Here is a 21,429-nt window from a genome sequence, read left to right as displayed (position 1 = left end):
CTACTCACCTCTTTTTTTTACTTTCAATAATTGATCATCTATTTCAATTTCTAACCGAAGCATATTGGCGCCAAAGCATTTTCCCAGGTTATCGAGCCGGAGAGTGGTGGAGCCCCCACCATTTAATGCCTCAGTGCAAACAAAATTCAAAGCAAGGATATTAGGCAATTCGTAACGAATAACTTCTCCTTCTACAAGTCCAGTAAAATGTTCTTTTATCCTTTCAGCTGTCAACTCTGTTAAAAAAACTTGATAGATTGCTTGATTTGGAGCAAATACTCCGACATTCACTGTGTTCCCTTTATCGCCAGACCGTGTTTGGGCAATATCCTTCAGCTTTACAATTGCCATTCATTACACCTCCACGACTTCTACTTTCATTTGATTTTCAACCTCTTCCCGTGGAAGCAGCGTTGACCACATACCTATCAAAGCTCTTGGAGAAGCATTACCTGCAAATCCACTCATGGATGGAGGACCATTTAATGCGATTGGAGGAAAGAGTCGGCTAAAACGGGCTGCTTCCTGCTTTGTCTCTGCACGAACAACCATTCGTAAGAATACTTCATTTAATTCACTTTGACTGTCATGTGCAAGAGGACCACTCAAGGAGTTATAGCCCATAAAATCTGTTCTAACCTCCTGATAATTCAAGCCATATCTCTCCAATTGGATACGAATGATTTCATCGACTTTCTTCGCTTTCAACATTGCATCAGGCCATGAAAATCCGACGATGACCTGGCTTGCATAGCCATTTTCATAACCCATGACTACTTTCAAGGTATCCGTCCTTGGTTTTCCTTTTACTCCTGTTACACTGACTTTATTGGCTCCAGCATTTTCTAATTTGACATTGGTTAAATCGACGATGACATCTGGTGTAATATAGGCCGAAGGGTCATGTATCTCATAGAGCATCTGTTCTTTAACCGTATCAACGGTTACTAAACCGCCTCGATCTTCTACTTTACTGATGATAAAATTACCATTTTCGGAAACCTCCGCAATCGGATATCCCATTCGGTCAAATCCTTCAATTTCCCACCAGTTTCCGCTAAAATTTCCACCTGTTGATTGTGCTGAACACTCCAATAAATGCCCCATAAAGACTCCGCTTGCCAGCTTATCCCACTCGTCCGGACTCCAGCCAAATTCATAAATCAGCGGAGCAAGGAACTGGGCAGTATCAGTTGTCCTTCCTGTTACAACGATATCAGCACCACCTTCCAATGCCTTAACAATTGGCTCTGCCCCGATATAAGCATTAGCAAATTCGAGCCTTTCTTTTACATCCTCAATCGATTTCTCCGTTTCTAAATGATTCAAGGGATGCCCTTTCTCAAGAAATTCTGGGATTCTGTCCAATACATTATCCCCTGTTACGACAGCGACTTTTAAACCGCTCACTCCCAATTCCCTTGCGACCCGCAGGATTTCCTGTTGGGCTCCTATTGGATTAATTCCACCGCCATTTGTTAAAAGCTTAATCCCTTTTTCCTTAACATAAGGAAGCAAATCTTTCATCTGCTGTGGGATATCTTTTGTAAAACCAGCGTTTTCATTTTTCCGTTTATCCTTTACCAAAATAGCCATTGTCAGTTCAGCTAAAGCATCGAAACAAAGGTATTGAACGTCACCTTTCACCGCTGTTGCAACAGCAGCTTCTATGGTGTCTCCATAAAACCCTTGGGCAGCACCGATCCTTACTTTTTTCATCAAATATGCCCTCCCGCTATTAATCGTTACTAATCTTTACAAGACAATCACCTTCTTGGACAAACTCTCCTTCTTTGGTGCTAATCGAAGCTACCACCCCGCTGTGTGTCGCTTCAATCGGGATTTCCATTTTCATTGACTCCAGAATGATTAATACATCGCCTTCCTTCACCACATCATTTTCTTTCACCTTAATTTTCCACACGCTTCCTGCCATATTAGATAAAATTTCTACCATTTCAATCACTCCCTCTTTTATTTTCCGCCCCATATTGGCTCCCGCTTTTCAAGAAAAGCAGTTGCCCCTTCTTTTACATCTTCACTCATAAAGGACACTAGTCTTAATGTCGTTAAATAATCAAATGACTTCTGCATATCCATCTGTTCTGTATTGAAAAATGCATCAAAACTTAACTTTACTGCCAGTGGACTGAAACTGGCGACTTTGTTTGCAAGTTTCATTGTTTCGGTCTCAAGATCATCCGGATTGACAACCCGATGAACCAAGTTAATTTCTTTTGCCTGTTCTGCTGACAAGATTTCAGCAGTGAGCATCATCTCCATCATTTTTCGCTCACCTACGGCACGCCGTACCCAAGGCATGATGACAAATGGAACCAGCCCGAGCTTAAGTTCCGTCAACCCTAACTTTGCCGTGGTTGAGGCGACGGCAAGATGGCACATCGCGACAAGCCCCGTTCCTCCTCCTAATGCCGGACCATTTACACTTGCAATTAATGGGGTTGTGACCTCAGTACCCAGCTTGAACAATTCAGTACTCTCCCGCCCTTCAACATAAAGCTCCGGGGCCGTTTTTTCTAGGGTTTTTTTGAACTCATTTATATTTCCTCCGGCAGAGAAGGCTTTTCCGGCCCCCGTAAGGATGATGGCTCTAATATTTGGGTCCTTGTCTGCTTCCGTGATGGCATGAATTAGTTCTTTAGTCGATTTTTCAGTTAGTGGATTTCTCATTTCAGGTAAATTCAACGTCACTTTAGCAACGCTTTCAAACTCTTCATAAAGGATTGTTTCATAGATCATGCACTCACCTCTTTCGTTTTGATGTTGTTACATCACTATCCATTTATCTTGCAATAACTGTGCCAATTTTTAGTAAAATCATTCCTTCCCTCTATTGCCCTCAACTCATGCTATAATCGTGAATTTCATCCAAAACTTCTTTTACAAACCATGAAGAAAGATAATGAGGTGTGAACGCTTGCGTACAAAAGTGAACAGGTGTTAAGAGAAGTTTACAATGTAGCGTTTGTATAAATTTCATGTAGCCGTTATAATAATTGTTATAAGAAAAATAATAATTTTCAGACTATTAAAGGTGTGATGGATTTTTGAATGTTAGCAGCTTTACAACCGTTAATTTTGTCAATTTAACCCTTGATAGTACGATTCGTGAAGCCATATCAGCATTTCTTACACATCGGGTGGACATCGGCTGTGTAACCACTGACAAGAATTTACTCGGCATCATTCATAAAAATGCCATTTACCGAGCATTGCTGAATAATTACCCACTCGATTCTCCTATTCGACCACTTATCAAAAAAAATGTTGTCACCATTCAAAAGGATCAGTCATTATTAGAAGCAAGAGAGATAATGATCGAAGGAAATGTCAGCCAAGCTGTAGTTCTTGACAAACATCAGAAAGTATATGGCATCATGTCGAAATTAGATTTGGTAAACTCTAACATGACTGTATTAGCTGATACCCTGCACCGAATGAAGTCTCTAGTTGAAAACCTTCAGGATGCTGTCATTTCAGTTAATTCAAATTTGAAAATTACAACGTTTAATCAAGTTGCCCTCGACCTGCTTCGACTAAATGGCAAGTCATTAATGAATTCACCTATTGATCGGTTTCTTCCCCATTTTAGAAGATGGTTGATTGAAACGTTGAAAACCGGGGAAATTCAGAATGCAAAAAGAATCAGTTTTGAAGACCTATCCGTCATTGCATCTTTTATCCCCATCAGAGAAATGAACAAGGTTACCGGGGCAATGGTCGTATTACGGGATGTCACTTCCTATGAAATCATTGCTAATGAATTAGAAACGACCAACCGATTAAAGAAAATTTTGGACAGTGCCCTTGAACTGGCTTATGACGGGGTGGCTGTTACCGATCAACATGGACATATTACCATGGTCAATAAAGGGTTCAAGGATCTCTTCGCTAATGATTATCAGGATGAAATCCTTGGAACCCCTATTACAAAAGTTGCACCACAGATCCCCTCGCACCTCAGTCTGATGTTTGATAAAGAAATTGATGGTGAACTCATTCAAATCAATGATAAAAAATGCATTGTTGCGCAAATGCCCATTTATCAAGATGGGCAAAGACTAGGGGCTATATTTAAAATCATCTTCCGGCAGCTGGATGCTTGGAGAGATATCCTGTTACATATGGAAAAATTAGAAAGCGAAATTTCTTATTACCGTGGTGAATTATTCCGTATCTCTAAAGATACGAACTCATTTGCCCATGTCATCTCACAGAATCCTCAAATGAAAGAATTTAAACAAGATGCTGTCATCGCCGGAAAATCTTTATCCAATGTTTTGATAACTGGTGAAAGTGGCACTGGCAAAGAATTGTTTGCAGAAGGCATTCATACGATATCTGGTCGAAAAGGAACCTTTATTAAGGTTAATTGCGGGGCCATCCCTGAAGAATTATTGGAATCGGAATTCTTTGGTTATGCGGATGGCGCTTTTACTGGGGCGAAAAAAGGGGGCAAACCTGGTAAATTTGAATTAGCCGATAATGGAACGCTTTTTCTAGATGAAATTGGGGATATGCCTCTATCCTTACAAGTAAAGCTATTAAGAGTCCTACAAGAACAAGAGTTTGAAAGAATTGGTGCAACCAAAACAACAAAGGTAAACGTCCGAATTATTTCAGCAACAAATAAAGACTTAGCCGAGCTAGTTAAACTAGGAAAATTCAGAGAGGATCTCTATTACCGTATCCATGTTATCCATTTACACATCCCGCCTTTAAAAGACAGGCTGGATGATGTTCCCTTATTGTGCAATCATTTTATCAATAAGATTAATCGTAAAACAAGCAAAAACATCATTAGTGTTTCCCAAGAAGTGATTAAGAGTTTTCAGCAATACCATTGGCCAGGGAATATAAGGCAATTGGAAAATGTTTTGGAACGAGCATTCTATTTTTGTCAATCCAATTTGATTCAGTTGGAGCATCTGCCTAAAGAGTTGAATTTAATTGATGGACCAGCTTCTCCTCCATTATTAAAAAAGACAGATTCCGATTTTACTATTAATAGGAAGCAATCCATTAGCCAGACTGAGAGAGAAATTATCCTCCAGGCCTTAAAGAAATGCCACGGAAACCGCACAAAAACTGCAGAAATATTGGGAATCAGCAGGACAACGCTTTACCAGAAAATGAAAAAATATAAAATTATAGAAGAGTTTGAGTTTAAGATAACCTCAACCTAGAAATGCGAAATTGCCTTGACTGGACGCTGGAGCTGGAAAATCCTCATAGTCCAATGATAATTGAAACAACCATATGGGCAGCTGGCCATATGGTTGTTTTTTGTCTTCTTATTGCAATTGTTTCATATATTCCTGTTTTAAAACTGACTTTTGTATTTTCCCTGCTGGTGTCTGTGGCAGCTTCTTCACAAAAACAATTTGCCTTGGGACTTTATAATCGGCCAAATTCTGTCTACAGAATGATTTTATTTCCTCTTCCGATATAGACTCACCTTCTTTTGGGATAATATAATATAAGCCGACTTCACCAAGAAATGGATCTGGGACTCCAATTCCTGCTGCAAACGAAACTTTTGCATGGGTCATAAGAATGTTTTCCACTTCAGTGGGATATACATTATATCCTCCTTGAATATACATCTCCTTCTTCCGACCTTTTAAATAAACATACCCTTCATGATCAAGATAGCCAATATCACCTGTATATAACCAGCCATCATCTGAAAATGCTAATTTTGATTCTTCGTCAAGCCCGTAGTAGCCTGTTGCCCGGCAATTCCCTTTTACCGTAATTTCTCCAACCTCACCATTCGGTACCTCATTTAGTTGACTATCGACAATCTTAATTTTGAAATCTCCTATTGGCACTCCTATACTTTCCTGCACCTTCTCAAGAGAATCTGTCAATTTCGTCAATATACAAGCACCGGATGTTTCACTGAGGCCATATAAATTTATAATTTTGGCATTTGGGAAGTGGAATTGAATCATTTCACATTGATTTGGATCGACATTAGATCCACCAGCTATGCAAATTTTAATCGAGTTTAGGTCATATTTATCAATATCTTTATGATTAAGTACCATGAGAAACATAGTAGGCACCCCGGCAAAAATCGTGGGTTTCACTTGATGAATTGCTTGCAGCACAGTTTCCGGAATAAATTCGGGAATCAATACAATACTTCCAAAACTTAACAGCAGGGCATGTACGGTACAGGTAATTCCGCCAACATGGTTGAGCGGCAAATTCCCAACAGCGCAATCATTTTCCCCGAATGATAAGTGTTCTGCCTGTGCTTTTGCGGACTCTAAAATACTTCGGTTTGTAATCATCGTCCCCTTTGGCTTTCCTGTTGTACCGGATGTGTAGATGACAATAACTGTATCATTTCCCTTTACTGATTTTTTAGAATCCTCTAGCCTCCCTTTTTCAATAGGGCGATTTAATAAGTCCTCGAAAGATAGACTTCCTTCAAAACCAGCTTCTATGAAAAAATACTTTTTAACAGTTGGTACCTTTTCTTGATAGTTTTCAAAGAAACTTGAAAAATTAAATCCTTTGTAGCCGGAGATTGAAACAATACCTTTTGCTTTTGAATTGTTCAGCATATATTCTAATTCTGTTCCACGATAGCGGACATTTAAGGCCACTACACCCACGCCAATTTTTGCGGCTGCAAAATAGGTATAGATCCACTCAATCTGATTTAATGCCAAAATCGCAATCGTGTCTCCTTTTGTAAATCCTTCCTGAAGCAGTGCTGAAGCTAAAACATCCGTAATTTCATCAAGCTCTCGATATCTGATGCTTTGTCCATTGCAGAATAAAAAAGGCTTATCAGGATACTTTGCAGCTGCATCCGCTAAGACTTTATGAACAATCCAATCTTGCAAAACTGTCACCTTCCCATTTTAGAGTAAAAAACGGAGATTAAACCGGGTGATTAGAATATAGGCTATGATACTTTTCTCTTAGAACGTGCTTTTGAATTTTTCCCGTAGTTGTCTGTGGGAGCTCCGATACAATTAACACTTCTTTTGGAACTTGGAATGAACCCAGATGTTCTTTGCAGTGGTTAATGATATCCTCCTTCGTCGCTTCCTCCCCTGGTTTTAAGACGACAAATGCCGTTACGGCTTCAATCCAGCGCTCATGTGGAAGACCCACAGCAACTGCATTTAATACTTTCGGATAGGAAATTAGCACCTGTTCAACTTGAATGGAAGCAACATTTTCTCCTCCCGACTTAATCATATCTTTCTTTCGATCGACAAAGACGAGCAGCCCATCCTCATCAAAGTAACCTAAATCCCCAGTATGATGCCAGCCAAATTGTCTTGCTCTATTCGTTTCCTCTGGATTATTGAGGTAGCCAGCCATAACATTTGGGCCGCGATGAACGATTTCACCGACTTCCTTTTTTCCGAGTAATGTCCCGTTTTCATTCATAATCGCTATATCCGTAATTATGGATGGTACACCCCAATAAGGTCCGGATTTACTTAGCTGGTCCTCTGGTTTGAAAACACAGGTAGCCGGATACATTTCCGTTTGCCCAGACCCAAGTGCAAAGTCACAGCCAAGTTCATTGATCCCTTTTTCAAGCGTATTCCGATCCATTGGTGCCATCGCATATAAACAATAGCGCAAGCTTGATAAATCATATTTTTTAAAAGAAGGATGATAGAGAAACGCTCTATACATCATTGGTAAAGCAAACATCCATGTAATCTTTTCTTTTTCAACCGTTTTCATAAATGATTCTGGCTCAAACCCTTGAATGATTACAACGGTAACACCCAGATGGAAAAAGGCAGCAACAAGTGCATGTTGAGCGCAATGGAACACGGGCATCAATAGTGTAGCAATGTCCTTTTTCTCCAATCCAGCCTCGATAATATTGGATAGACTGGCAATGAACACCGCTTGATGGTTAATGAGTACTCCTTTCGGTGTTCCAGTGGTACCACTCGTAAACATAATCTGGGCAATATCCCGATCACCAATATCTACTTCCGGTTCATCTGTTTTATTGGTTTGCAGTGTATTTTCAAATTTTTCTGTTTCAAGTGCCCCACTGCCAATTACAAGTAATTCAGGACAAATACTTGAAAATTCTTCTTTTTTCCCCTGTAAAAATACCTCGTCACATATAAGCACTTTTGCTTGAACTTCCGAAAGAATATATGATTTTTCATTGAAAGAAACTCCAGGATTAAGCGGAACCCATACTAAACCAGCCTTGGCAATTCCGAAAATAGCAACAAGAAACTGCCAGGAATTACTGCAAATCGTTGCCACTGTATCTCCTTTTTCTAATCCAAGGTCTAATAAGTAGTGGGCAAATCGGTTACAATCATTGTTAAAGTCTTTATAGCTAATCCTTCTTTCACCGGAAATAATCGCCGTTTTTTCAGGACTTTTTGCGGCAGTCCTGCGAACAATATCACCAATTGCAACACGATTTAAGATTGTAATCTCACTCACTTTAGCCTTCACCCCTAGGTTTTTTTGAATTAAATTTGGAAAACGAACTCATTTTGCCTTTACTCACCTCAAGACCGCTCCTAACATCCTGCTGAATACCGAATTGAGGAATCGGATAACGTTCGGCTCATATTCTTCATCCCTTCAATTGGCCATTTTTCATCTTGCGCGTGAAGACCAATAGCTGCGCCGTATTGAGCACCTACTAAATCCTCATTCGTGATCCCCACCGTCCAGCCGAGTCTGGCTGCTTGAGCCACAATTTGGTCAGTTGTATGAACCTGCTTGGACCGTTTGATTTTTGGAACCGCTTCCATTTCTGCCCGAGATTGAAATAATTTCATCCCGATTGGCACGATTTTAATTTTTAAAGGCTCTTGTAAATCAGAAACGGTTTTCTTCCATTCTTACACTCGAGTGATTCCTCCTTTGTTTAAAATTTCCCCCTAAATATTTCTGGATTGTGGAATTTCATAATTTTACACAACACAAAATAGAGTTTGGGGTTTGCGACCTACAAAAGGGAATGCAAGAATTGTACCAACCTTTCCTTAAGCCATCCATGAAGCCGGGCTTCACTATAGAAAATATAAGAAAAAATCTTTCTTACATGGTAGACAAACATGCCTTTTTGCGACATTAGCAAATGAAGAAAAACTTAATTTCCATGATAGATTTCATTGCCTTGTACATGGAGATGATAAACTCTTTGACCGCTTGAAATGATAATTCTATTTGGACAAATGTTAAGAAAAAACAACAGCTGTACAATTTTGCAAACAGTGTAAATTGTTTTTGCATCAGGGAAAGGATTCTGTTAATAATGCTTTATACTATTCTTGTAAGGAGGGTATAAATCATTTTGTGACCAATGTGACAGGCAAGATATCGACTTTAAAGAGTTTGCGAGCATTAAGGATGTCAAATAATAATAACCGGGAAGTAAATTACACTCATATTTTAACTAGAATATATTACGAGGTTCTTTTTTCAAGAAGATTCGGTTACATACTAATCATTCCTTCTAAATATTAGGAAGAATTTTCGGTGCAATCTTATGGCCAAACCAAACAATCAAAATGGTAATCAATCCATAAGGGAGGCTGAATATCAAACCATCAAATCCAATGATGGCTTCATTTAAAAGCCTATAAAACAAATAAAGGGAATAGGGCAACGTAATCAATAGTGCTGTACCTACTCCAAGGGCATAGCAACGAAAAAGTGCGGACTGCCCAAGATGTGTAAAAACATGGAGAAATAATAGTACATTTAAACCCAAAAATACATCATAATATTGTTGTTCAACTGCGAGATAGGAAGCAACGATATAGACAATAAATTGCATAAAGACGGGAATAGAAAATCTTGCCGCAGTTGTTTCTGATAAGTCTTGAAACACCGATTTCATTCTTTTAGGTACCATTGGTTCTAATTTTGCGTAGTTCTTTTTAAACCATGACTCAACAAAAATAATTTCCTCAAAATCATGCAATAAAAAAGTAATTGGAAACAGCCATATCAAAGTTTCGAGGCTTATTTTCGAATTGACCCAATCTAACATTCTCTGCATCTCTCCTTAATTAATTATTTTCTCAAAAGATTAATTGGCATTTCTAAATGAAGTTGTATCGTAATCAAATCCCCCTCTCCTATTATATAGTTTATATGTAATAAAATGGTTTGAAAAATACCTTTTTTCCAAGAACAAATCTATTATTTATATGCTGGATCGCATCCCGATTTAACCAAGAACCTTGTTAAAGTTAACAATCTCTCTTTTTTTGATTCGGTCAGGTAAAAACTTGCTACGTGACCAAACGTATCCAGTTTCATCAATTTCGGTCACGTAGACCTTCCTAATTGACCATACCCTCTCTTTTTCCTCGGTTTCGGCCCCGTAGACCCTCTCTATGTGACCATTCAATCCCTTTTTCATTTGTTTCAGTCACGTAGACCCTCTCAAAAATCACCACTCTTTTTTCACCTTCGGTCGCGAATAACCTATCTATGTTACATATCCTACACCTTAAATATTTATTTTTATAATGTAACCGCTTTAATTTTCCTAATATTAAAAAAATATGATATATTCAAGTAAATAAAAAATGGAGTGAGGAAAAATGAAACTGCAAACACACCGAGCATTCAATTTTAATGCTGGTCCATCCGCTTTACCTATTTCCGTCCTGGAGAAAGCTCAGGCACAATTGATTGATTTTCGTGGTACAGGAATGTCAGTTATGGAGTTAAGCCACCGGAGCATCGCCTATGAGGAAGTACATAATCAGGCGATTAGCAGCTTAAAGGAACTCCTATCTATCCCGGATACCTATGAAGTTCTTTTTCTACAGGGGGGAGCTAGTCTTCAGTTTTCAATGATCCCTATGAATTTTTTACAAATAGGGAAAAAAGCTGGATATGTTATGACCGGTTCTTGGTCGGAAAAGGCATTCTCCGAAGCAAAATTATTTGGCGATGTTTACCATGCTGCTTCCACAAAAGAAGGCAACTATAGCCGGATTCCGAACATTGATGATGTGCAGTATCATACTGGTGATGCTTATTTACATCTCACTTCAAACAATACGATTTTTGGGACACAGTGGAAGGACTTCCCTGAAACTGGGGATGTTCCATTAATCGCAGACATGTCAAGTGATATTCTCTCTAAACCGATTGATGTCAGCAAGTTTGCCCTAATATATGCCGGTGCACAGAAAAATCTCGGCCCATCTGGTGTGACTGTTGTCATTATACGCAAGGATTTGCTTGAACAAGCGAACACAAATATCCCAACAATGTTAAAGTACAGTACGCATGCTAAGAACAATTCCTTGTATAACACACCCCCAACCTTTGGCATTTACATGCTGGGAGAGGTCCTTAACTGGGCACGTGAAATAGGTGGATTAACTTCAATTGCTGAGCAAAATGACAAAAAAGCAAAACTGATTTATGACGTAATCGATGTTAGTAATGGTTTTTACAGTGGTCATGCTGAACCGGATAGTCGTTCATTTATGAATATTACCTTTACTTTAAAAACGAAGGACTTAGAAAAGAAATTCTTAGAGCAAGCTAAACAAGAAGGCTTTATAGGAGTAAATGGCCATCGTTCCATCGGCGGATGCCGCGTATCAGCTTACAATGCTGTTCCTTTTGAGGCGTGCAAAGCATTCAGTGAGTTTATGATTCAATTCCAAAAGGATCATAACTAAACTTTTCAAACCCTACTAATCAACAAAACGGAGGCATTCTTTAAAATGAATTGCCTCCACTTATCTAATGAATTAAGTTAATATTCACCTCATCAGAAAGAACTTTCTCCATTCTCCGTAATTTATCCTTCTTAGCTGTTCCTTCCACAGCCTTTTCATGGACGTCTAAAAGTACTTGTTCCCTAACCTTTAGGTTATTCCTATCATTATGAAAAAACAATTGTGACAAAAGAATATTTCACCTTATAAAGTTGAAACTAGTTTTATTATTGTCCGTATATCCATTTAAAGATATTTATTAATGACGAATGCGGAGTTGATATGTTTTGACAAAAGTTGAATCAGCTGATTATTTAAAGAAAGAATTGAAAAAGATAGAAAAATGGGAAAAGAACCAAAAGGGTTTGTGGTTTTGGGAGAAAATTGGACGATTACCATTCGTGTTCCTTGATAAACTAACTCCAAAATTTATTCAAGAAAAAATTGGACTGTTGATTGATGAATTAGGTAGTTTCATACAGACCGGTGGGAAATATTTAATAAGTGAGAAAAGTATTCTAAAAAAGTTTACTTCCAAGGATTCTTCAATGGAAGGGAATATCACAAGCATCGATCAACTAGAGCAGTTACCGATCAGCACGATGGATGAGGTTGCAAATGAAGTAAGAAACTCTAGAACAAAAATGGCAACTATCCAAGGGGCAACAACAGGGATTGGCGGATTGTTTACCCTGGCAATTGATATCCCACTCCTCCTTGGATTATCACTAAAAGTTTTACAAGAGATTTCCCTATGTTATGGGTATGACCCGAAAGAAAAGTCGGAAAGAATATTCATTGTAAAATGTCTGCAGTTTACCTCTTCAGATATTGTTGGGAAAAAGGCTATTTTAGAGGACCTTTCCACATTTGATCAAGACAAGCAGAACGAACAAATGATTTCTCAATTGCAAGGATGGCGTGAAGTTGTTACTACTTTTCGAGATAATTTTGGCTGGAAAAAACTTTTTCAAATGATCCCGATTACCGGAATCATTTTTGGTGCAATCATAAATAGATCATCTATTGGCGATGTTGCCGAAACAGGAATGATGCTATACCGAAAACGGAGAATAATAGAGCGGATAAATCAATTAGAAAAACTGCAGGCAAAAACAGTAGTTGAGAATGAATAATCCATAACTCAACGAAAAGGCATGTACGCAATGAAATGTACATGCCTTTCGTTTAACTAAATTCCTTTGAATAAGAGCGATTAATCCCTCATCAGCTAGGGCCCCACTCGATTTTAATATTCAAATTACTCACTATTTCCCGTCCACAATTTCCTTCAATATTTCATACGATCGTTTTTGTTTTTCAGGATCATAAATATATGACACAGCCATTAGTTCTTCTACGTTATATTTTTCTTGAAAACCAGTCAATTGTTGTCTAACAGTCGCTTTGCTTCCCATCAGCGTTACATTTGACATTGATGCGGCCATTTCTTTTTCCATGGAATTCCATACCTCATCCATATTCTCAACAGGCGGAAGCAGCTGATTCCTCGAACCACGTACCACATTTAGGAAAAATTGCTGCATTGTTGTCGCTAACCATTTTGCCTCTTCATCGGTTTCCGCGGCAATCACATTTAAACATACCATCATATATGGCTTGTCCAAGTACTCAGATGGCTGGAAGCGGTCACGATAAATCGAAATCGCTTCTTCCATATACCTCGGTGCAAAGTGGGAAGCAAATACATATGGCAGACCTAATCTTGCTGCTAAGTATGCTGAATCGGTAGACGAACCGAGGATAAAGATTGGAATATTCGTACCAACTCCAGGATAGGCTCTTACATAATTTTGCTGATCTTCCGGGCCAAAATAAGTGAGCAAGGCATTAACATCATCTGGAAATGTATAAACAGAATCATTTGTCGAACGTCTTAAGGCGTTTGCGGTCATCATGTCTGTACCAGGCGCACGGCCTAGCCCCAGGTCGACACGATTTGGATAAATTGTGGCCATCGTTCCGAATTGTTCAGCCACTACTAATGGGGAATGGTTAGGCAGCATGACACCGCCGGACCCAACACGAATGTGATTGGTATGTTCTAATGTATGCTTGATTAAAATAGACGTAGCAGAACTGACAAGTGTTGGAGTATTATGATGCTCTGCAATCCAATATCGTTGATATCCCATTTTTTCGACTGCTTGTGCAAGATCCACCATGGCATCAATCGCTTGTTTTGGACCCTGCCCCTTACGGATAGGGGCTAGATTTAAGACAGAAACAGGTAAATGAATAGTTGCCATTTTTACATTTGTCCTTTCTTTTAGAGATTCACTATTACTATAGTAACAATTGAAATGCAGGAATTACATTTATCTGCCCATGGTCGAATCATACTACATTTGGATATGTTGATTTTTTTGTCGCAATGTCTCTATTGGATACCTTTCTCTTGCTTTTTTCTTCGAAGCGGGCTCCAATAACTCTATTTATTGGATATCTTTCTCTTATTGTTTTGTTTCTACAAAGTTCTGCCATGGTTCCAACCAAAAAGAGGAGGCATCCCCCCTCTTTAAAAACCATTATCCAGTCTTCCCGACTTTCACCGAAATGCTATTTACCCTTTTTATTATTTGACTGCTGAATTGAGACATGTATAGGGCGTTTTGGATACGACCCTTTTCCCGAATCATCAGGACCAGTAAGGGTATTTCTTTGATCTAGGACCTTCCCAGTAAACTCAATTGGATTTCTACTTTCCATAGTTCTCCTCCAGTTAATAAAGTTTGTTGAGCTTTTTCCTTAGCTTTTCTTTCCTTGATTTTTCATCCGTAACTCTGCTTCACTCATTTTTATGTTGTTCCTAGGTTTACTTTTACTAAGTGCCTTATTTAATTCTACTGTGGCATGATCGTTAGTTTTATCCCTTTGATCCATTCCCACCTCTCCTTTCATGACTGCTTCTCGGGCTGCAATCACGATTAGTATTGATAACTTTTTAATTTTTTATGTTGTCCATCACTAGATTCAGTATGTTCGGAGGTTTTTTTTATAATATGGCTGTAATTTTTATAAAAATAAACATTTTAACCTTTGACATAGTAATAAAAATGATGTAAATTAGCAAATGTACGAACAATTATATATTATTATACTTAAATATTCGTGTTTAGGGGTGCGATTCATGGAAAATGTGTTTGATTATGAAGATATTCAATTGATTCCAGCAAAATGTATAGTTAATAGCCGATCTGAGTGTGATACATCCGTAACCTTAGGCGGTCATACTTTTAAATTACCTGTAGTACCTGCAAATATGCAAACGATTATCGACGAAAAGCTATCCATATACTTAGCGGAAAATGGTTACTTCTATGTCATGCATCGTTTTGAACCAGAGAAGCGACTTTCTTTTATTAAAGACATGAAATCACGTGGATTGTTCGCCTCTATTAGCGTGGGCGTCAAAGAGGAAGAATATCAATTTATCCAACAATTAGCAGATGAACAGCTTACACCGGAATACATTACGATTGACATCGCCCATGGTCATTCAAATGCAGTAATTGAGATGATTAAGCATATAAAGCAACATTTACCTCAAAGCTTTGTTATTGCAGGAAATGTCGGAACACCCGAAGCTGTAAGAGAATTGGAACATGCAGGTGCAGATGCAACAAAAGTAGGAATTGGACCAGGAAAGGTATGTATTACTAAGATTAAAACTGGCTTTGGAACTGGCGGCTGGCAATTAGCTGCACTGCGCTGGTGTGCAAAGGCAGCAAGTAAGCCTGTTATTGCTGACGGTGGTATTCGGACACATGGGGATATTGCTAAATCTGTCAGATTTGGGGCTAGCATGGTCATGATTGGTTCTTTATTTGCTGGTCATGAAGAATCTCCAGGAGAAACTATTGAGAAAGATGGCAAACTCTTTAAAGAATACTTTGGTTCCGCTTCAGAGTTTCAAAAAGGCGAAAAGAAAAATGTTGAAGGTAAAAAAATGTATGTCGAGTACAGGGGATCATTAATCGATACTTTGACAGAAATGGAACAAGATCTTCAATCATCGATTTCTTATGCCGGTGGAAACAAGTTAGAAGCAATCCGCAATGTAGATTATGTTGTTGTGAAAAATTCTATCTTTAACGGTGATAAGATCTATTAATGGTCTATTTTGAAAAATTATCATTTATTGTTAGATGAGCAAGATTCTTCAGTTCTTGCTCATCTTTTTATTTTGGGATACTCTCCTTCCCCATCATATCCATTGACAGTTAAAATGAAGCATGATACAATTTATCTCGAATTAAAGATATTTAAATTAAAGGTAATCACTTGATCAAATTTTCATTTTTTTATTATTTTGAGTCTAGTAAAGGGATGACCTATTTCTTGAGTAGTGAACATGCTTAAAGTGAAAATAATATGGATATGCACAAAATCAAGTACATTGGAGGGTATAAAATGAACGGTTTAAAAGGAATTCACCATGTTACTGCGATAACGAGCAGCGCAGAAAAGAATTATGAATTTTTTACATTTGTGTTAGGGATGCGATTGGTAAAGAAAACAGTAAATCAAGATGACATCCAAACGTATCATTTATTTTTTTCTGATGATGCAGGCAGTCCCGGTACAGATATGACATTCTTCGATTTCCCTGGCATTCCTAAAGGGGTACATGGGACGAATGAAATTTCAAAAACGTCCTTCCGCGTACCAAGCGATGCCGCCATTGAGTATTGGGTAAAACGTTTTGATCGGTTAGAAATAAAGCATACAGGTATCAAAGAACTATTTGGCAAAAAGACGCTTTCTTTTGTTGATTTTGATGACCAACAATACCAATTAATTTCAGATGAAAACAATAAAGGTGTTGCGAGCGGTTCACCATGGAAAAAAGGACCAATTCCATTAGAATATGCGATAACTGGTTTAGGACCCCTCTTTGTTCGCGTGGCAAACTTTGATTATTTTAAGGAAATGATGGAAAAAGTACTCTTATTTAACGAAATCGCCCTAGAGGGCTCATTTCATTTATTTGAAGTTAGTGAAGGCGGCAACGGTGCCCAAGTAGTTGTCGAATACAATGCCATTCTGCCACAAGCACAACAAGGTTTTGGTACCGTTCACCACGCGGCCTTCCGTGTTGAAGACCGTACGGTTTTGGAAGAATGGATGAAACGGATAGAAGGCTTTGGATTCGGTACCTCCGGTTTTATCGATCGCTACTTTTTCGGGTCATTGTACGTAAGAGTTGCTCCACAAATCTTATTTGAATTTGCCACAGATGGCCCTGGATTTATGGGAGATGAACCTTATGAAACACTTGGAGAAAAATTATCTTTACCTCCATTTTTAGAACCAAAACGAAGTCAAATTGAAAAATTTGTTCGCCCGATTGATACTGTGAGGAGTACAAAGGAATTTGTGAAAGAATACAATTAAACATTCAACATCATGCGGGGCTATTTGCTCCGTTTTTTTTTATCTTATTAGAATTTATATCATTGAACTTTGAGAATTGTCCAGCTAAGAGTAGCTTTCCCCCATTTCTCAGTTAGTACAGGAAAACGGTAAATCTGATATAGTAGTTTAATAGAAATTATTTTACCTATCTAATAAAACAAATAAATGTTGAATAAGGATGATACCTCTTGAAAAAACGAATTGTGTTATCTTGGAGTGGCGGAAAAGATTGTTGTTTAGCCTTAGATATTCTTATTAGGCAAGGATATGAGATTGTTTACTTACTCACAACCGTACCAACAGAACATGGTCGAACTTTTGGTCATGGAGAACGAACAGAAATGATTAAATTACAAGGAGAAGCACTTTCTATTCCTGTTTATTTTATCGAATGCTCCTACGAAGACTATACCGATCAATTTGTCAAAACTGTACAATTTTTGAAAAAACAAGAAAAAATTACTGGCATCGCATATGGAGATTTATACTTAGAAGGACACCGTGAATGGGGTGAAAAAGTTGCTGACGCCTCTGGTGTTGAGGCTATCTATCCGCTTTGGATGGAAAAGGAAGCGTCATTTCAAGCGCTTGAAACCTATATCCGCTCTGGCTATGAAGCAGTCGTTATTCGTGTACGGGAAGATGTATTGGATGAATCCTGGCTCGGCAGGATTATCAATGAATCATTCTTACTAGATGTACAAAAGACAACAATTTGCCCAATGGGAGAATCAGGTGAATATCATTCCTTTGTATTTGACGGACCTTTATTTTCAAAAAGGGTCCAATTGGAGCAAGGGGAAGTAATTCAACTTGAAACAACCAAGAAACTGGAGTTTAAGGGTTATCGTCTTGTAGAAAGTAGTAAGTAGAGAAACGGAATGAGCTTAGAGAACATTTCTCCAAGCTCATTCTTGCTGTTTTTACGATGTTTATACTATAACTATGGTTCCAGGATTTAACTTTACCTCCTCATTTCTGTACTCATGATAAGTTCTTTAGGTCTCGGATATTTATTTAATTAACCCTTCTTTTTGTAAAAATTTCTTGGCAACTTCATTGGCGCTTTCACCGTTTACATTTACTTGATAATTCATCTCGCGCATTTGATCGTCAGTGATTTTTCCAGCAAGCTTATTTAATGCGGCCTTGATTTCCGGATATTGTTGAACGGTTTCCTTCCTTAATAAAGGTGCACCTTGATATGGAGGAAAAAGATGCTGATCATCCTCTAAAACATAAAGATTATATTGCCTTAATTCACTATCTGTTGAGTACGCATCGACTAAGTCAATATCCCCTGATTTAATCGCATTGTAACGGAGTTTCGGTTCCATAGTTTTGACGTTATCAAATGTGATTCCATAAAGTTCTTGAATCCCTCGATATCCATCCTCACGATCAGCAAACTCCAAGGTAAAACCGGCCTTTACACTGTCCTTCATCTTATGCAAATCAGAAATCGTCCTCAAAGCTTCCTTTTCAGCCAATGGCTTTGGGACAGCCAATGCATACGTGTTGTTGTAACTCATTGGTTCCAACATTTCCATATTATATTTTTTTAACAAGCCAGTCCGTGCTTGGTCATACACCTGTCTTCTGTCTGTACTTACAGCTGTCTCTTTTAAAAATTCTGAAATGGCCGTTCCAGTAAATTCAGGGTACACATCAATACTGCCAGACTTTAAAGCGTTGAAAACAAACGAAGTTTTCCCCAGTCCTGGTTTAAGTTCAACACTTAGGTTTGTATCTTCCTCGATTAGCAGTTTATACATATTAATCAATATTTCCGGTTCTGAACCAAGTTTCCCGCCAATGACAATTTTTTTCTGGTCCTGATTTATTATGGACGGAATGGCGATAATCAGGATTGCAGCCGCTGCCATTACGCCAAAAGTAATCAATGACTTTTTGAAAGATACTCGTTCAAATTGCCTCAAGAATACGTCAATAAGAATGGCAAGAACTGCTGCCGGAATAGCTCCAAGAATAATCAGGGATGAATTGTTTCTGTCAATCCCCAGAAGGATTATGTCTCCTAATCCTCCAGCGCCAATGAGCGCAGCTAATGTTGCTGTTCCTATTATTAAAACCATCGCCGTACGTATTCCGGCCATTATTACGGGAGTGGCAAGAGGGAGTTCTACCTTTAATAATCTTTGTCTTCTGTTCATCCCCATCGCTCTAGCTGCTTCAATTAGCGAGGGATCTACCTCTTTGATTCCTGTATATGTATTTCTAAGGATTGGAAGCAGTGCATAAATCACTAAGGCAATGACCGCGGGTACTTTTCCGATTCCAAACAAAGGAATTAATAGGCCTAAAAGGGCTAATGATGGAATCGTTTGAAGGATGGCGGTAATGCCGATAATCGCTTCCGCAATCTTTTGCTTTTTAGTCAAATAGATTCCGAGGGGAATCGCAATAAGGATTGCAAAAAACAAGGCAATAAGGGATAGTTCTATATGCTCAAGCAAGGCACTCCACAATTGCGATTGTCTTTCTTTGAAAACATCTGCAAAATTATCCATTGCCTTGACCTCCTTCCTGCAAACCATCCGCCATATACTTTATTACTGTTTGTCTTGTTATTGTACCGATTATTTGACCTTCTTTTTCCACTGACAATTGTTCATGCTCAGTTAACAATATAAGGGCCTCTCTTAGCGAGGTCGATATCGGAATAGTTACGGCAGGAGTTGACGAGCCTTGTGTCGTCATGAGTTGATCGAAAATGTTTTCTAACTGGACATTCTCCTTTATTGCAACTGATTGAGCCCCCACAAAATCTCGGACAAAATCATTGGCCGGACTCTCGATAATTTCTTTAGTTGTCCCAACTTGAACAATTTCTCCATCCTTCATGAGGCAAATTCGGTCTCCAAGCTTGATTGCCTCCTGCATATCATGGGTAACGAAAATAATCGTTTTATTAATTTTTCGCTGTATTTCAAGGATGTCATCCTGTAATTTTTCTCTGCTAATAGGGTCAAGCGCACTGAATGGTTCGTCCATTAACAAAATTCCGGGATCCGAGGCTAGTGCACGTATCACACCGACTCTTTGCTGTTGGCCGCCAGAAAGTTCTTTTGGTTTTCGGCCTCGAAATTTTTCAGGCGGTAAACCAACCATTTCCATCAATTCATCGGTTCTCTGCCGAATCTTCTCATTGTTCCATTTTTTCAATTCAGGGACAATCGCAATATTTTCTTCTATCGTCATATGAGGAAATAGCGCAATTTGCTGGAGAACATATCCCATGTTCCAGCGGAGCTCGTGGATGTTATAGTCACTAATTTTTTTATCATAGACAAAAATGGTGCCGTCAGTTAATTCAATTAGTCGGTTCATCATTTTGAGAATCGTGGTTTTCCCACAGCCGCTAGGCCCAATGATGACAAAAAACTCCCCCTCCTTAATTTCCAAATTAATGGACTTGATAGCAGTGGTGCCATCTTGGTATCGCTTTGTTACCTTTTCAAAGCGGATCATACTCTCACTCCTCGTTCAATCTTGTTATACTGGATTTCATCACCTTTCAAGGAAATTTATTCTTGTTACTAAGATAACAGGGAAATAGTCGTTGAGTAAAAGAATACGATTTCCGTTGAGGGTCTATAGCCAAGCACAAGTAAGAATTGCCCTTTTATCTTCTGTTTCAGTAAAAAAAGTGCTAGGCACCTTTCAATTTTTTTGAGGTTACCTGGCACTTTTTTGTTCTCAAGAACACCCCATGAGGGTACAATTATAGATTATTTAAGAATTCTCTAACTTGGTCCGGTGTTTTGGCGTTGGCACTATGTAAATGGGCCAATTTTTCACCATTTTTAAATACTAATAAAGAAGGTATTCCCATTACATTTTGTTCTTCAGAAATTTCCGGAAATTCATCGCGGTCAATTTTCATCCATTGTTTGTCTTGGTTCTCTTCGATAATTTCATCTATGAACATCGCTAATCGTTTGCAGTCCGGACACCATGTAGTTGTAAAAATACCCACGGTTAGTTCATCTTTTGTGATTTGCTCACGGTATTCTTGCTCAGTTGCTACTTGTTTCATGTTCTTTCTCCCCTAATTCATTGTATATTATTAAGCTCTGTCTTAGCTTAAAATCATTTTATATAGAAAGCAAGGAATTGAACCTTCTTTTGAAAAAAACTTATTACTTTTTTCGATTTTGCACCATTTATAAAAACCACTTTGTTAAATACCGAAAATCCCTATAATGGGACTCGAGCTATAATTCTAATT

22 protein-coding genes and 1 pseudogene are annotated in these 21,429 nt (G+C 38.4%); 6 read left to right on the top strand and 17 right to left on the bottom strand.

Translation table 11 applies throughout. From position 1 onward, the window contains the following. From V7150_RS10355 to V7150_RS10340, 4 genes are read right to left on the bottom strand one after another with little or no spacing between them, the layout of a single operon-like run. Complete coding sequence (locus tag V7150_RS10355; protein ID WP_335517247.1) at positions 1-351, bottom strand: AtuA-related protein; 351 nt, start codon at positions 349-351, stop codon at positions 1-3. 3 nt (positions 352-354) lie between these two features. Continuing rightward, a complete protein-coding gene (locus V7150_RS10350) occupies positions 355-1,719 on the bottom strand; it encodes an acyclic terpene utilization AtuA family protein (protein WP_335517244.1) in 1,365 nt (454 codons plus the stop codon). A gap of 19 nt (positions 1,720-1,738) precedes the next feature. Further along, positions 1,739-1,957: an acetyl-CoA carboxylase biotin carboxyl carrier protein subunit gene (locus tag V7150_RS10345; protein ID WP_335517241.1), complete on the bottom strand. Its 219-nt coding sequence runs from the start codon at positions 1,955-1,957 to the stop codon at positions 1,739-1,741. 17 nt (positions 1,958-1,974) lie between these two features. Next, complete coding sequence (locus V7150_RS10340) at positions 1,975-2,760, bottom strand: enoyl-CoA hydratase/isomerase family protein (RefSeq protein WP_335517237.1); 786 nt, start codon at positions 2,758-2,760, stop codon at positions 1,975-1,977. Positions 2,761-3,068: 308 nt separating this feature from the next. Between V7150_RS10340 and V7150_RS10335 the strand changes: the two genes are divergently transcribed. After that, entirely contained in the window at positions 3,069-5,207 is a 2,139-nt protein-coding gene (locus V7150_RS10335; RefSeq protein WP_335517234.1) for a sigma 54-interacting transcriptional regulator, read from the top strand. Between the two features lie 108 nt (positions 5,208-5,315). Here the strand turns inward: V7150_RS10335 and V7150_RS10330 are convergent, their stop codons facing one another. The 5 genes and pseudogenes from V7150_RS10330 to V7150_RS10310 all read right to left on the bottom strand — a co-directional run bounded on the left by V7150_RS10330 (position 5,316) and on the right by V7150_RS10310 (position 10,417). Beyond that, entirely contained in the window at positions 5,316-6,884 is a 1,569-nt protein-coding gene (locus V7150_RS10330; RefSeq protein WP_335517231.1) for a class I adenylate-forming enzyme family protein, read from the bottom strand. Positions 6,885-6,921: 37 nt separating this feature from the next. Continuing rightward, the gene (locus V7150_RS10325) at positions 6,922-8,478 is read right to left on the bottom strand and encodes a class I adenylate-forming enzyme family protein (RefSeq protein ID WP_335517228.1); all 1,557 of its coding nucleotides are present in this window, start codon (positions 8,476-8,478) and stop codon (positions 6,922-6,924) included. 80 nt (positions 8,479-8,558) lie between these two features. Then, a pseudogene (locus V7150_RS10320) lies at positions 8,559-8,849 on the bottom strand (DUF169 domain-containing protein); the annotation flags it as partial. Between the two features lie 653 nt (positions 8,850-9,502). Continuing rightward, on the bottom strand, positions 9,503-10,042 hold the full coding sequence (locus V7150_RS10315; protein ID WP_335517225.1) for an HXXEE domain-containing protein: 540 nt from the start codon (positions 10,040-10,042) through the stop codon (positions 9,503-9,505). 180 nt (positions 10,043-10,222) lie between these two features. Further along, positions 10,223-10,417 (bottom strand): hypothetical protein, encoded by a 195-nt coding sequence (locus tag V7150_RS10310; RefSeq protein ID WP_335517222.1) that lies wholly within the window; start codon positions 10,415-10,417, stop codon positions 10,223-10,225. A 184-nt stretch (positions 10,418-10,601) separates the two neighbouring features. Here V7150_RS10310 and serC point away from each other — a divergent pair, with 184 nt between their 5' ends. After that, a complete protein-coding gene (gene serC / locus V7150_RS10305) occupies positions 10,602-11,699 on the top strand; it encodes a 3-phosphoserine/phosphohydroxythreonine transaminase (RefSeq protein ID WP_335517219.1) in 1,098 nt (365 codons plus the stop codon). A gap of 64 nt (positions 11,700-11,763) precedes the next feature. Here the strand turns inward: serC and V7150_RS10300 are convergent, their stop codons facing one another. Continuing rightward, positions 11,764-11,928 (bottom strand): hypothetical protein, encoded by a 165-nt coding sequence (locus tag V7150_RS10300; protein ID WP_335517216.1) that lies wholly within the window; start codon positions 11,926-11,928, stop codon positions 11,764-11,766. 97 nt (positions 11,929-12,025) lie between these two features. Between V7150_RS10300 and V7150_RS10295 the strand changes: the two genes are divergently transcribed. Next, entirely contained in the window at positions 12,026-12,874 is an 849-nt protein-coding gene (locus V7150_RS10295; protein WP_335517214.1) for an EcsC family protein, read from the top strand. Positions 12,875-13,006: 132 nt separating this feature from the next. On the opposite strand, the gene V7150_RS10290 is transcribed toward V7150_RS10295, so the two are convergent. The 4 genes from V7150_RS10290 to V7150_RS10275 all read right to left on the bottom strand — a co-directional run bounded on the left by V7150_RS10290 (position 13,007) and on the right by V7150_RS10275 (position 14,642). Then, positions 13,007-14,008, bottom strand: coding sequence for an LLM class flavin-dependent oxidoreductase (locus tag V7150_RS10290; RefSeq protein ID WP_335517211.1), 1,002 nt, complete (start codon positions 14,006-14,008; stop codon positions 13,007-13,009). 88 nt (positions 14,009-14,096) lie between these two features. Then, the gene (locus V7150_RS10285; RefSeq protein WP_335517207.1) at positions 14,097-14,288 is read right to left on the bottom strand and encodes a hypothetical protein; all 192 of its coding nucleotides are present in this window, start codon (positions 14,286-14,288) and stop codon (positions 14,097-14,099) included. A 30-nt stretch (positions 14,289-14,318) separates the two neighbouring features. After that, complete coding sequence (locus V7150_RS10280) at positions 14,319-14,468, bottom strand: hypothetical protein (RefSeq protein WP_335517204.1); 150 nt, start codon at positions 14,466-14,468, stop codon at positions 14,319-14,321. A 39-nt stretch (positions 14,469-14,507) separates the two neighbouring features. Then, complete coding sequence (locus V7150_RS10275; protein ID WP_335517201.1) at positions 14,508-14,642, bottom strand: hypothetical protein; 135 nt, start codon at positions 14,640-14,642, stop codon at positions 14,508-14,510. A 247-nt stretch (positions 14,643-14,889) separates the two neighbouring features. On the opposite strand from V7150_RS10275, the gene guaC reads away from it, so the two are divergent. From guaC to V7150_RS10260, 3 genes are all read left to right on the top strand, one after another. Further along, positions 14,890-15,873, top strand: coding sequence for a GMP reductase (gene guaC / locus V7150_RS10270; protein WP_335517198.1), 984 nt, complete (start codon positions 14,890-14,892; stop codon positions 15,871-15,873). 299 nt (positions 15,874-16,172) lie between these two features. Then, complete coding sequence (locus V7150_RS10265; RefSeq protein WP_335517195.1) at positions 16,173-17,156, top strand: ring-cleaving dioxygenase; 984 nt, start codon at positions 16,173-16,175, stop codon at positions 17,154-17,156. Positions 17,157-17,365: 209 nt separating this feature from the next. Beyond that, positions 17,366-18,049 (top strand): diphthine--ammonia ligase, encoded by a 684-nt coding sequence (locus tag V7150_RS10260; protein ID WP_335517192.1) that lies wholly within the window; start codon positions 17,366-17,368, stop codon positions 18,047-18,049. Positions 18,050-18,190: 141 nt separating this feature from the next. Here V7150_RS10260 and opuFB read toward each other — a convergent pair whose 3' ends face one another. The 3 genes from opuFB to V7150_RS10245 form a co-directional block, all read right to left on the bottom strand. Further along, the gene (gene opuFB / locus V7150_RS10255) at positions 18,191-19,708 is read right to left on the bottom strand and encodes an osmoprotectant update ABC transporter permease/substrate-binding subunit OpuFB (RefSeq protein WP_335517188.1); all 1,518 of its coding nucleotides are present in this window, start codon (positions 19,706-19,708) and stop codon (positions 18,191-18,193) included. Continuing rightward, on the bottom strand, positions 19,701-20,669 hold the full coding sequence (locus tag V7150_RS10250) for an ABC transporter ATP-binding protein (protein ID WP_335517185.1): 969 nt from the start codon (positions 20,667-20,669) through the stop codon (positions 19,701-19,703). The genes opuFB and V7150_RS10250 overlap by 8 nt, the downstream gene beginning before the upstream one ends. A gap of 253 nt (positions 20,670-20,922) precedes the next feature. Then, a complete protein-coding gene (locus V7150_RS10245; RefSeq protein WP_335517182.1) occupies positions 20,923-21,237 on the bottom strand; it encodes a thioredoxin family protein in 315 nt (104 codons plus the stop codon). Positions 21,238-21,429 lie beyond the last annotated feature (192 nt).

The organism is Neobacillus drentensis, assembly GCF_036965245.1.
Lineage (GTDB): Bacteria > Bacillota > Bacilli > Bacillales > Cytobacillaceae > Neobacillus > Neobacillus drentensis_G.
This window is presented reverse-complemented; position numbering and strand designations above follow the sequence as displayed.

What these genes read in the sequence shown, in the direction of transcription:
- V7150_RS10355 (WP_335517247.1), bottom strand. Translation starts at nt 351, where the DNA reads ATGGCAATTGTAAAGCTGAAGGATATTGCCCAAACACGGTCTGGCGAT.
- V7150_RS10350 (WP_335517244.1), bottom strand. Translation starts at nt 1,719, where the DNA reads ATGAAAAAAGTAAGGATCGGTGCTGCCCAAGGGTTTTATGGAGACACC.
- V7150_RS10345 (WP_335517241.1), bottom strand. Translation starts at nt 1,957, where the DNA reads ATGGTAGAAATTTTATCTAATATGGCAGGAAGCGTGTGGAAAATTAAG.
- V7150_RS10340 (WP_335517237.1), bottom strand. Translation starts at nt 2,760, where the DNA reads ATGATCTATGAAACAATCCTTTATGAAGAGTTTGAAAGCGTTGCTAAA.
- V7150_RS10315 (WP_335517225.1), bottom strand. Translation starts at nt 10,042, where the DNA reads ATGTTAGATTGGGTCAATTCGAAAATAAGCCTCGAAACTTTGATATGG.
- V7150_RS10310 (WP_335517222.1), bottom strand. Translation starts at nt 10,417, where the DNA reads ATGAAAAAGGGATTGAATGGTCACATAGAGAGGGTCTACGGGGCCGAA.
- serC (WP_335517219.1), top strand. Translation starts at nt 10,602, where the DNA reads ATGAAACTGCAAACACACCGAGCATTCAATTTTAATGCTGGTCCATCC.
- V7150_RS10290 (WP_335517211.1), bottom strand. Translation starts at nt 14,008, where the DNA reads ATGGCAACTATTCATTTACCTGTTTCTGTCTTAAATCTAGCCCCTATC.
- V7150_RS10285 (WP_335517207.1), bottom strand. Translation starts at nt 14,288, where the DNA reads ATGGTTTTTAAAGAGGGGGGATGCCTCCTCTTTTTGGTTGGAACCATG.
- V7150_RS10280 (WP_335517204.1), bottom strand. Translation starts at nt 14,468, where the DNA reads ATGGAAAGTAGAAATCCAATTGAGTTTACTGGGAAGGTCCTAGATCAA.
- V7150_RS10275 (WP_335517201.1), bottom strand. Translation starts at nt 14,642, where the DNA reads ATGGATCAAAGGGATAAAACTAACGATCATGCCACAGTAGAATTAAAT.
- guaC (WP_335517198.1), top strand. Translation starts at nt 14,890, where the DNA reads ATGGAAAATGTGTTTGATTATGAAGATATTCAATTGATTCCAGCAAAA.
- V7150_RS10265 (WP_335517195.1), top strand. Translation starts at nt 16,173, where the DNA reads ATGAACGGTTTAAAAGGAATTCACCATGTTACTGCGATAACGAGCAGC.
- opuFB (WP_335517188.1), bottom strand. Translation starts at nt 19,708, where the DNA reads ATGGATAATTTTGCAGATGTTTTCAAAGAAAGACAATCGCAATTGTGG.
- V7150_RS10250 (WP_335517185.1), bottom strand. Translation starts at nt 20,669, where the DNA reads ATGATCCGCTTTGAAAAGGTAACAAAGCGATACCAAGATGGCACCACT.
- V7150_RS10245 (WP_335517182.1), bottom strand. Translation starts at nt 21,237, where the DNA reads ATGAAACAAGTAGCAACTGAGCAAGAATACCGTGAGCAAATCACAAAA.